9 protein-coding genes are annotated in these 11,718 nt (G+C 50.7%); 2 read left to right on the forward strand and 7 right to left on the reverse strand.

The features are described 5' to 3' along the window. Window positions 1–166 precede the first annotated feature (166 nt). The 5 genes from DWZ60_RS14365 to DWZ60_RS14385 form a co-directional block, all read right to left on the reverse strand. Window positions 167–694: an RNA polymerase sigma factor gene (locus DWZ60_RS14365; RefSeq protein WP_022463214.1), complete on the reverse strand. Its 528-nt coding sequence runs from the start codon at window positions 692–694 to the stop codon at window positions 167–169. A gap of 278 nt (window positions 695–972) precedes the next feature. Beyond that, a complete protein-coding gene (locus DWZ60_RS14370; RefSeq protein ID WP_117762150.1) occupies window positions 973–4,770 on the reverse strand; it encodes a phosphoribosylformylglycinamidine synthase in 3,798 nt (1,265 codons plus the stop codon). 246 nt (window positions 4,771–5,016) lie between these two features. Next, complete coding sequence (locus DWZ60_RS14375; RefSeq protein ID WP_022463212.1) at window positions 5,017–5,688, reverse strand: phosphatase PAP2 family protein; 672 nt, start codon at window positions 5,686–5,688, stop codon at window positions 5,017–5,019. 72 nt (window positions 5,689–5,760) lie between these two features. Next, a complete protein-coding gene (locus tag DWZ60_RS14380) occupies window positions 5,761–6,633 on the reverse strand; it encodes a glycerophosphodiester phosphodiesterase family protein (RefSeq protein ID WP_119221919.1) in 873 nt (290 codons plus the stop codon). Further along, a complete protein-coding gene (locus DWZ60_RS14385; RefSeq protein ID WP_158576408.1) occupies window positions 6,630–7,577 on the reverse strand; it encodes a diacylglycerol/lipid kinase family protein in 948 nt (315 codons plus the stop codon). The genes DWZ60_RS14380 and DWZ60_RS14385 overlap by 4 nt, the downstream gene beginning before the upstream one ends. A gap of 335 nt (window positions 7,578–7,912) precedes the next feature. Here DWZ60_RS14385 and DWZ60_RS14390 point away from each other — a divergent pair, with 335 nt between their 5' ends. Further along, window positions 7,913–9,475 (forward strand): PucR family transcriptional regulator, encoded by a 1,563-nt coding sequence (locus DWZ60_RS14390; RefSeq protein WP_117510252.1) that lies wholly within the window; start codon window positions 7,913–7,915, stop codon window positions 9,473–9,475. Here the strand turns inward: DWZ60_RS14390 and DWZ60_RS14395 are convergent. Beyond that, the gene (locus DWZ60_RS14395) at window positions 9,411–9,932 is read right to left on the reverse strand and encodes a phosphatase PAP2 family protein (protein WP_119221923.1); all 522 of its coding nucleotides are present in this window, start codon (window positions 9,930–9,932) and stop codon (window positions 9,411–9,413) included. The genes DWZ60_RS14390 and DWZ60_RS14395 overlap by 65 nt on opposite strands. A gap of 2 nt (window positions 9,933–9,934) precedes the next feature. Next, window positions 9,935–10,591: an NAD(P)-dependent oxidoreductase gene (locus DWZ60_RS14400; RefSeq protein WP_022463207.1), complete on the reverse strand. Its 657-nt coding sequence runs from the start codon at window positions 10,589–10,591 to the stop codon at window positions 9,935–9,937. 190 nt (window positions 10,592–10,781) lie between these two features. On the opposite strand from DWZ60_RS14400, the gene DWZ60_RS14405 reads away from it, so the two are divergent. Next, entirely contained in the window at window positions 10,782–11,666 is an 885-nt protein-coding gene (locus DWZ60_RS14405; protein WP_119221927.1) for an N-acetylmuramoyl-L-alanine amidase, read from the forward strand. Window positions 11,667–11,718: the final 52 nt, after the last annotated feature.

Raw genomic sequence — 11,718 nt, forward strand, 5'->3', positions numbered from 1 at the left:
AACACAATTTCCGCGCCACGACAACGAGGAAAACGGATTTTTGATATGTAAACGGTAACACTTTATTTTTAGACACAGGATATTCTCCTGCAGAGAATTTTTTAGATATTTCTATTGTTTTTGGATTGTAAGAGTTGAGGTTTCCGCTGCATACCATTTCCATTTTCTACGCTCTCGTCAGACTGATTTCCTGACTCATCATTCCCTGCAGTTTCTTGATTGCGCGGCTGTACTGGCACTGCAGCGCCTGCTCGCTTTTCTTGCAGAATCCGCTGAGCTCTTTGTAGCTGAATCCATATGCTCTCCCCCAGAAAATGCGCTGATCCATCGGATTCAGGTTCTGGATGCAGTTCTGCATCACCATTCGTTCCTCAATCTCGGCTGTCGCGGCCGCCTCCCCTTCATTTCTGTTCTCTTTCTGATACTGTGTATAGGAAACTTCATTCTGATAATAATGTTTTCTGCGCTGATTCTTGATCTTGTTTTTTGCCACACAGAACAGCCATTTCGTCATCTCTTCTCCTTCGAGATCGGCAACGGTTTCAAATTTTACCACCAATACCTCCCATACATCGTTCAGCACATCCTTCGCCGTCTCCCGGTCATTGTTCAACTGACCGCAGATATAACGGAACAGCACATGACTGTTTTCCTCGAATATGATCTGAAAAAATCGTTCCTTCTCTTGTCTCATACACTTCTTTCTCCCTCCTGTTATTTCGCTGTCCTTCTCTTCCGGGCCCGTCATATATGTAATGTGTTGAGACTATCGAAATCTTTCGTTTTTTCAGAATATTTCTACTATTTGACCTTATTACTTTTGTTAATAAAGCAAAATATTGCGTTATAACTGCACCGCGGCGCATAATCAAATTTTTTCTTTCGAAATCAGAAATTACTGTTTCTGACAAAAAATTCCCGCAGAAAGGAGCTTTCTTCCTCTCTGCGGGAATCTTCTATTTTGGTTTTATTTTATTTAAAGTAAGCAACACCGGACTCAAAGATCTTCAGATCCTGCTCTCCGTAGATGTTGACTGCTACGCCGTTGTCGCGGCGCTCTGCGTGTGCCATCTTACCAAAGACACGGCCGTCCGGGCTGGTGATACCCTCGATTCCGCAGTAGGAACCGTTGACATTCCAGTACTCGTCGTTGGTCAGGTTTCCGTTGACATCGCAGTAGCGGGTTGCAATCTGGCCGTTTGCCATCAGCTTGTCGATCCACTCTTTCGATGCTACGAAACGTCCCTCTCCGTGGGATGCCGGGTTGGTGTAAACACCGCCAAGCTCGGCGCCTGCCAGCCATGGGGATTTGTTGGTCACAACCTTCGTGTAAACCATCTTGGAAATATGGCGTCCGATAGTGTTGAAGGTCAGAGTCGGGGAATCCTCCGTCTGTCCGAGAATCTCACCGTACGGAACGAGTCCCAGTTTGATCAGTGCCTGGAATCCGTTGCAGATACCAAGGGCAAGTCCGTCTCTCTCATTCAGCAGTTTGGTAACAGCTTCTTTGATCTTCGCATTCTGGAATGCGGTTGCAAAGAATTTTGCTGATCCATCCGGCTCATCACCTGCGGAGAATCCGCCAGGGAACATGATGATCTGCGCCTGGTTGATGACTTTTTCAAAGGCATCGACAGAACCGCGGATGTCTTCTGCGGAAAGATTGCTGAATACCTGAGTGATAACTTTTGCACCGGCACGCTCGAAAGCTCTGGTGCTGTCATACTCACAGTTCGTTCCCGGGAAGACCGGAATGAATACGGTCGGCTGTGCCAGCTTGTGGGAGCATACGTGGATGCTCTTTGCCTGATAGCAGCTGTCTGCAACAATTCCGTTTTCGTCTGCTGCTGCCACATTCAGGGCATCTACCTCCGGAAGCTCTGCACCGGATACGGTCTTGAATACTTTTTCCAGCGGTTTGTTCCATGCGGAAACGGCCTCGCGGATGGTGATTTCGGTGTCTTTATAGGAAAGAACCGGTTTGTCTGTCACTTCACCGATGACGGTGTAGGTGCTTGCCAGCTCTCCGACTTTTTCAGCCGGAACTTCGCAGATCAGATCTGCAATATATGGAGTAAAGAGATCTCTCTCGTCTACATTGTGCTCGATGGTTACGCCGAGAGCATTACCGAATGCCATCTTGGATACGGCTGCTGCGATACCCTGACGGTCTACGACATAAGCGGCTTTCACACGGCCGTTCTGCATATCCTCATGCAGTTTTCTGTAGGTTTCCATGACGCCTTCGTACTCTGGAAGCAGATGTGCGTCGACTGGAAGGTGGATCCACACGAGTTTGTCTCCTGTGTTTTTCAGCTCCGGAGATACTACATCTTTTAATTTTGCAACGTCAACCGCGAAGGATACGAGTGTCGGCGGTACATCGATATGGTTGAAGGTACCGGACATACTGTCTTTTCCTCCGATAGACGGCAGGCCGTAGCCCATCTGTGCGTCGTATGCACCAAGAAGTGCTGCGAACGGCTGGCTCCAGCGGTGCGGATCCTCAGTCATTCTGCGGAAATATTCCTGGAAGGTGAAGCGGACTTTGCTGTAATCGCCGCCGACTGCCACGATGCGGGACAGGGACTCGGTTACGGCATAGACTGCTCCGTGATACGGGCTCCAGCTCGATACGTATGGATCAAAGCCGTAGCTCATCATGGTAACGGTGTTGGTTTTTCCATCCGGAACCGGCACTTTTGCAACCATGGCCTGAGTTTCAGTCAGCTGATATTTTCCACCGTACGGCATCAGCACGCTGGCTGCTCCGATGGAGGAGTCAAACATCTCGACAAGACCTTTCTGGGAGCATGCGTTGAGGTCTGACAGGGTGGACAGCCATTTTTCTTTCACGTCGGCAATGTCACCGCTTCTTTTTAACGGGGTGTCCTCTGCTTTTGGAATCTCTACGAAGACATCATTCTCCTGATGTGCTCCGTTGGTATCCAGGAATGCACGGGAAATATTGACGATCTCTTTTCCTCTCCAGGAGAGTACCAGACGCGGGTCCTCGGTTACGACTGCAACTTCGGTTGCCTCCAGGTTCTCTTCTGCGGCATATTTCAGGAACTGCTCACGGTCTTTCGGGTCGATGACAACGGCCATACGCTCCTGGGACTCGGAGATGGCGATCTCGGTTCCGTCGAGGCCGGCATATTTTTTCGGTACTTTGTCCAGATTGATCTTAAGGCCCGGTGCCAGCTCGCCGATGGCAACGGAAACTCCGCCTGCACCGAAGTCGTTGCATTTTTTAATCAGAAGGCTGACTTCCTCGCGGCGGAACAGTCTCTGCAGTTTACGCTCAGTCGGTGCGTTTCCTTTCTGTACCTCTGCACCGCAGGTCTCGATGGATTCTGTCGTATGTACTTTGGAGGAACCGGTTGCACCGCCGCAGCCGTCTCTTCCAGTACGGCCGCCGAGCAGGATGATGATATCGCCCGGATCGGAATTTTCACGGACAACGGCACGGCGCGGTGCTGCTCCAAGGACGGCTCCGATCTCCATACGTTTTGCCACGTAGTCCGGATGGTAAACTTCTTTGACATAGCCGGTTGCAAGACCGATCTGGTTTCCATAGGAGCTGTAGCCGTGTGCTGCTTCTCTTACGAGTTTTTTCTGCGGAAGTTTTCCTTCGAGTGTCTCGCTCTGCGGACGGGTCGGATCTGCGGCTCCGGTCACACGCATTGCCTGATATACATAGGTTCTGCCGGAAAGCGGGTCACGGATTGCACCGCCAAGGCAGGTTGCTGCACCACCGAACGGCTCGATCTCGGTCGGGTGGTTGTGGGTCTCGTTTTTGAAGTTGATCAGCCACTCTTCGTCTTTTCCGTCTACATCTACCGGTACGACGATGGAGCATGCGTTGATTTCATCAGACTCTTCCTGATCTGCGAGTTTTCCTTCGGATTTCAGTTTTTTCATTGCCAGAAGGGCAAGGTCCATAAGGCAGATGAATTTGTCGTCACGGCCTTTGTAGAGTACCTCACGGTCGCTTAAGTAGCGGTCGTAGCTTTTTTTCATCGGCTCGTAGTAGTCGCCTTCGCCGAAGGTCACGTTGGTAAGCTCGGTGGAGAAGGTGGTATGGCGGCAGTGATCGGACCAGTAGGTATCGAGTACGCGGATCTCGGTCATGGATGGATTTCGTTTTTCTTCGCCGCGGAAGTAGTTCTGGATATGCAGGAAGTCTTTGAAGGTCATGGCAAGGCCGAGGGAATCATACAGGGCTTTTAATTCTGCCTCCGGCATGTCGATGAATCCGTCGAAGATTTTGACGTCTGCCGGCTCTTCAAATTTTGTCACGAGGGTTTCCGGTTTTTCAAGTCCTGTCTCTCTGGAGTCTACCGGATTGATGCAGTGTGCTTTGACTGCGTCAAACTGCTCATCAGTCATCTCTCCTTCGATAACATACGTAACGGCGGAGCGGATGATCGGCTGCTCGTCTTCTTTTAAGAACTGCACGCACTGTACGGCAGAATCGGCTCTCTGATCAAACTGTCCCGGAAGGAATTCTACGGAAAATACTCTCGCACCTTCTGCACGCGGGAAATCTTCCTGATAGCAGATATCAACCGGCGGCTCTGCAAAGACTACTTTACATGCTTTCTCATATGTCTCATCACTGATATTTTCTACATCGTACCGGATCAGCTCCCGTACGTTGGTTACGGTCTGGATGTTCAGATAGTGCTTGATTTCATGCTTCAGATCTTTCGCCTTAATCGCAAATTCCGGCTTTTTCTCCACATAAACGCGTCTGACTGTACTCATTTTTATCCTCCATTTGTCTGAATCATAGTCCCCCAAAAACGGGACAATCTTTCGTTACTTACAGAATAGCATATTTATCTTTATAAATGAAATTAATATATCTTATATGTTTTATAAGTTTTGTTTCTTAATAGACGGACGCATTTCATTTTTCCTGCACTACCATCCCACTCATCACCCATTCTCTCCTGTCCTAAACCGTCAGGCCCGCGCACTTTCTGGTGCGCGGGCCGTCCGTTTCCGTTTTTACATTCTATATTTCGCTTTTTTCTCACGTGTCCGCAGTGCATTCCCCGCCTTTGCCGGCCGGTACAGCAGCATACAGGTTCCCGCATTCATAACAAGCGCACAGCACACATCCGATACGGAGTGCTGTTTTAAAAACATGGTCGAAAACACAATCAGCACCGTCAGGCCCAGGCAGACGTTTCGGAATACCGGGCGGTTTTTGAGCTGCTCGCTGTGTTCTACGGCAACAGCTACGGCTACGGAATTATATACGTGAATACTTGGGAATACGTTGGTCGGTGTGTCTGTCAGATAAAGGCCTCTGACCAGATCCGTGAAAATGTTCTCCCGTGGGAATACCGTCGGGCGCAGGTTCTGGCCGTTCGGGTACAGATAGGAGATCACGAGGAACGCCGTCATTCCGATTCCCAGGTTGATAATCAGCTGATAATATTCTCTGCGGTTCTTGTTGCAGAGGCCGAAATAAAGGACAGACCATGCAATAAATCCAAACCACATAAAATAAGGAATCACAAAAAACTCACAGAACGGAATCATATCATCAAACGGAGTATGAATCAGATGATATCCTTTCGTAATGTGCGTTTCCAGATATTGAAAACATTTCAGATAGAAAATGCCATAAACCACTACCGGAAGAAAATGCTTATATTTTTTTATTGTCTTCATAGTTTCCCTCCACTTTTCTGACGAGGTTTTTCTCTTCAACCTGCTGAAATTATAGCACACCGAAAACCGAAGTCAATAAGCTTTATTATTTTTTAAGAAACAATTCATCGGTTTCTGAAAACCGTCCTTGGGATGGAAATGTTCAAAGATCGCCGCGTCGAATTTTTTCCGTGTCCGGTTATATACATGCTCATCTTTTACCGTCCATGCAAATGCCGGTGTCCGAAACAGCATACGGTCGATCAGGAAGCCCGGGCAGTCGGCGTAGCGGTGGTCGTAGGCGATAAAATCCGGTTTCCCGATAAAATTCAGCATCAGATGACGCGCCATTATCCGCAGGATCAGATGCACCTTATCATCCTTTGAAAAACGGCCGGAAAGCTGGCCGCGCAGCGTCTGCGGCATGTGGCGGCGGCACCAGCGGAGGGCCAGGCTGTTGAAGGATTCCATGCAGAACATACCGGTGTACCCCTCCATCTCCTTCTGAAATCCCGCACAGACCGCCGTGGAAAGTCCCGGCATCTTGATTTCGATTAAAAGCGGCACGCGGCCGTCTACCGTCTGCAGTACCTCACGAAGCAGCGGAATCTTTTCCGTGCTGTCGCCCAGATGGAACTGCTGGAGTTCCTCATACGTATAATCGCTGATTTTTCCCTCGTTTCCACACATCCGCTTCATCGTGTCATCGTGGAACACCACAATCCGTCCATCCTTTGTTATCTGAATATCCAGCTCGATGGCATATCCCTGCTCCGCCGCGCGGGCAAAAGCCGGAAGAGAATTCTCCGGAACTCCCTCCGCCGCGTTCCACAGACCGCGGTGCGCATAATTCCATTCCGCAAATTTCAGACATTCCTGCCGTCTCGATGTAGCCGGCAGAATGGAAAAGAAATAACCTGCTGCCAGGACGGCAAGCACTGAAAAAAATATGATCCAGAACATCATCTTTCCATCCCTTCTTTCACCCAGTCGCCCAAAAGGCGGAGACGCTCCGTTTCCAGTCCGATCCTTTCCTCCGTGCGGTGTCCGCCCGATTCTCCGTCCAGGTGGACCGGTTCCGCGCGGTCTGTCTGAAAGGAAAGGCTGCTGCACCGCTCCATATGTACCTCAGGAAATCCCGTGTGGCGTCCAAACAGCGCCATCGGCAGAAGATAGCTGACTTTCCATTTGGCAAGATTGGAAACCACCATCACGTCGAGCAGATCATCTGTCCCGTCCGCCTCCGGGCAGAAGCAAAAGCCGCCGCCCTCGTACGGAAAATTCATTGCCACTGCAAAAAGAACATTTTCAAACGAACGGTGTTCTCCGTTTTCCAGCGCTGCATCCAGTGTGAACGGTTCGAGATAAAAGAGCTGCCGCAGTGCAATCATCACATACGTAAGTTTTCCCAGATGCAGCCGGTTCAGCGTATTCTTGATTTTTGATGCCAGCGCCTCGTGGCAGATGCCTGCATCAAAACCGATGCCGGTGCTGACGAGAAATCTCCGCTTTTGGCTGCCAAGAAGCGCCGTTCCAATGTTGATCTCCTTTTCCTCCCCTTTCAGCACAGTTTCCAGCGCCTGCAGCGGATCGGAGGGAATTCCGGCACCGCGCGCAAAATCGTTGCCGCTTCCCGTTGGAATATAACCGAACTTTACATCCGACAGGCTGGTGATTCCATCGACCGCCTCATTCGCCGTACCGTCTCCGCCGATCGCCAGAAGGACATCATCGGGATTCCATACCCCTTTCGCGGTCAGCCGTGCTGCCGTCTCCCGTGCGCTTCCGCGATACTTTGTCGGATATACACGAAATTCCGTCCTGCGCCGCTCAAGCTCGCCCTCAATCACCGGCCACAGCTTCTCGCCGCGCCCCGACCGCGATTTTTTATTTACTATAATATGATACATTAAAGTCATACCTTCCTTTTTCTTCTGTAAAAAACCACTTCAAATCACCTGAATCATATTCTTACGCAGCGAAACAGCAAGTGTTTCACTGCTGAGTGAACAGTAACCAAATCAGCCATATTGTAGCAGTTTTCCCCGCAAACCACAACTATCTTCACAAAATCTTAACTTGTTGCCGCCGTAAAAATTCCCGCACCCCTGTCTTTTCTTTCTTGACAGACCTTTTTGTTCTGCTAAAATAAAAAGTACCGCGGTTTCGTCCGCAGAACGTCACTCATTTCTGAGGAGGTTTTTATGAATTTTTACGATATGACACGCGCAGGGAGGATGATACGATGAAGCTCTCCCCCGCATTTCTCGCTTATAAACTAAGCAGCGCTTTTTCGGTTCTTGCACCGGAAAACCTGCCGCTCTCCGGCACACTGGAGCTGCCTGTTCTTTATCAGACAGGCTCCGCAGCCACTGCGCACCGGGTCTTTCTCTGCACAGAAGAACAGATCGGCTCTCTTTCCTCCCTCCCGGAAGAAAGCAGCTCCCTTTTTCTTCTCTGTACCGAAGAACTGCCGGAGGAACTTCCGGCTCCGGTTTCGATCGCCGTTAAGAGCAGCGTATCCGCTGTTTTTTCGTTCCTGCAGGAGCTTTTCTGGACGTACGATTCCTGGCAGAAGGAGCTGATGCAGGCACGGCTCGACGGAAAATCGATCCAGCATCTTTTAAATCTCTCCCTGCCTGTTTTTGCCCACCCGCTGATGGTGGTCGGCATGGATTTTTCCATCATCGCCGCAGCGTCCGAAGAACCTTCCTTTTTTCCCGAGAAGGTGTTTGGCTCCCTCGATGCAACGCGCCCGCTTCTGCTCTCCTTGACAGAAAGCAGCGAATACGCGTCCGTCCGCGATCTCGATGGATGGTTCCGCTTTCCGGATCACGTAACGGGACTTGGTTCCCTCTGCGTCAACATCACGCAGCATGGTCAGAGCGCCTACCGCCTGCTGCTCCTCGACACGAAAAAGGATCTTTCTGATTCCGAAGGCTTTCTTCTTGAATTTCTTGCAGAAATGATCCATCACGCCTTCCTGCACAATGTGATGCAGAAAACCTCGCCGGCGCAGTCGCTTCACACCGTGCTGCTCCGTGCCCTCGACGACCGGATGGCCGACTATATTGCGGTCAGCCAGGCTCTCGATGCGCTCGGCTGGCATTCCCGCCACACCTACTGCTGCCTCTATCTGCAGCTCTCCGATATGGATCAGAAAAACCTGACGGCAAACTCGGTCTGCGCCTATCTGGAAAACATTCTGACCGGCTGCTCCGCGTTTCCGCACGGCGGCGGTATCGTTGCGTTCTTTAACCTCACGCTGTCCGATTTTTCCATGACCGATCTGATGGAACGCATGGTGCACTTTGTGGAGGACAGTTCCTTAAATGCCGGCTTTTCGCGCTGCATGAACGGCCACATGAATCTGCGCCGCCAGTATATCCAGGCAAAAATCGCCCTGCAGTTCGGTACGCGAAAATATCCCGACAAACGGATGCATCCGTTCAACGATATCTCGTTTGACTACATCCTCGATCAGGCAACAAAAAAGCTCCCAGGCTACATGCTGTGCCATGAGAGACTTCTCTTTCTGCAGGAGCACGACGACAGCTCCGGCAGTGACTATATGCGGACGCTCCGCTGCTATCTGGACAACCACTGCAATGTCGTCCAGACGGCTCGTGAGCTTTTTATCCACCGCAGTACCCTGCTCTACCGCCTGGAAAAGATCAAGGAAATTTTAGAATCTGATCTTTCCAGCCCGGATGAAATTCTGTATCTGATGCTTTCGTTCCGTTTTATCGACCTCGAAAATGAAGAAGAAAACCGTTCTGGATCTTCGCAGCCAGAAAAGCACAGATAAAACCAACCGCAATTCCCGCTAGGACATCGGTCGGGAAATGCACAAACAGATACAGTCTGGAAAATGCAATCAGGCAGGCCAGAATCAGTGCGGCAGCTCCTTCTTTTTTGTGCATCACAAAAATAGAGACTGCCGCCGCAAACGAAGCTGCCGAATGGCCTGATGGGAAGGAATAGTCCTTCGGAGCGGCAACCAGCAGCTTTACCTGCTCGTCAATCCAGCACGGACGCGGGCGCGCTGCCAGCGGCTTTAACACCAGATTACATAAAATCAAATCTAAAATCAGCGCAATCGCCATTCTTACACCGCATTTCCGGTATTTCGGAAGGATTAAGAAAACGGCGGTCAGCGCAATCCAGATCCATCCCGCATTTCCAAGTGAAGTAATTCCCACCATCACCCGATCGAGCACTGCATTGTGAAGATGCTGCAGTACATATAAAATTGAAAAATCCATTCTTACCCCTCTCTGTAAAAAATGGGCATTTTTCTGCTGTACATCTGCTGATCGGCGGCCGCCTCGTACAGAAATTCCGCCAGGGCCTCTCTCGAGTATCCAGGCCGGAACTGGCTGCCGTCCAGCGAAATACTGCAGTTCTGCCCTACCTTTTTCACTTTCCCGTCTCTTCCCGCACACGTCCGCACCAGTGTCCAGTTCAGATCGCTCCGTGCCAGAACCTGTCCCATCTTCTGCATATCTTTATAGACACCTGGCCAGAAAATCTGCATGAATTTCGTACTCATTCTCTGGTATTTGTCCTCGCAGTCTCCAAACGCATGAATGCAGACATGGCCTACCGTCACAAACCGCGTTTTTCCAAGCTGCTTCATGGCCGAAAGAATCATCGCGTTTCCGTCAGCCAGCGGTGTCTCCTCTTCTTTTACATGTTTCACACGCATCGGAGTCAGCACGCTGATGACTGCATCCGCTTCCAGCAGTGCCTCCAGCACGCGTTCCCGGTTCTGAAGGCTTCCCTCAATCACGGTCAGATTTTTTCTCGGCCAGATCGCTTTTGCATCCGGCACGTAGGCGGTCACCTGTGCGCTGTGAAGAAGCGCCGTGTTGGTCACATACTGCCCAAGCAGTCCCCCCAGACTGAATATTGTAATTCTCATGAAATCCTCACTCTCATCTGTGTGTCTTTTGTATCCTCCGCAGATTTTTTGACACACTTTCCTAATGTTATCTCCTATTCTAACACACCGCCCGTATACGATACAATGAAATAAAACTAAAAAAAGTATAACCTTTTTCGTCCTTTCTTCATATCGTAAGTAGAACCGTATTTTCAGGAGCTTTGATCTTATGCCCTATACTATCGTAATCGATGCCGGACACGGGGGAAGTGATCCGGGCGCTGTCTATGAGGGACGCAGGGAAAAGGATGACAATCTTTCCCTCGCCATCGCGGTCGGCGAGCTTCTTTCCCGGCAGGGTGTCTCTGTCATTTATACCCGCACAACCGATGTTTATCAGACGCCGTTTGAAAAGGCGCAGATGGCCAATCAGGCGGATGCCGACTTTTTTATTTCTTTTCACCGGAATTCTTCGGAAGAACCGAACCAGTATACCGGCGTGGAAACGCTTGTCTATGACAACTCCGGCATCAAACAGACAATGGCAGAAAACATTAACGGCGCGCTCTCGGAGCTGGGATTCCGGAATCTCGGTGTCAAGGCACGGCCAGGGCTTGTTGTTCTGCGGCGGACGAAAATGCCGGCTCTTCTGATTGAAACCGGCTTTCTGAACAATGAGCAGGACAATACGCTCTACGATGAAAAGCAGGAAGAAATCGCCCGCGCCATCGCGGATGCAGTGCTTGGAACGCTGGATCTCGAGACGGTCACGGAGGCTGACCGGCGCGCTGCGGAAACGGAAACCGCCCGTCCGTCCGTTTCAACAGCGGATACCGTCACTGCTTCCGCTTCGCCCCATCCCACGCCGCCGGAACAGGAAAATCCTTCCGACACACCGGAAACCTTCTACCGTGTCCAGACCGGCCTTTTCCGCATCCGCCAGAATGCCGACCGTATGCTTTACGACCTTCTCGACCAGGGCTATCCCGCTTTTCTTCTCGCCGAGGACGGCTTTTTCAAGGTCCAGGTCGGCGCTTACCGCCAGCTCGGAAATGCCATTCTGATGGAACGCCGCCTGCGCCGCGACGGCTATTCCACCCTGATTACCACCTGAGCGTCTGACGCACCAGTCGAAAAAAGAGCGTGCCGGAATTTTGTTTTCCGAC

Source organism: Blautia sp. AF34-10 (assembly GCF_003477865.1).
Classification (GTDB): domain Bacteria; phylum Bacillota; class Clostridia; order Lachnospirales; family Lachnospiraceae; genus Fusicatenibacter; species Fusicatenibacter saccharivorans.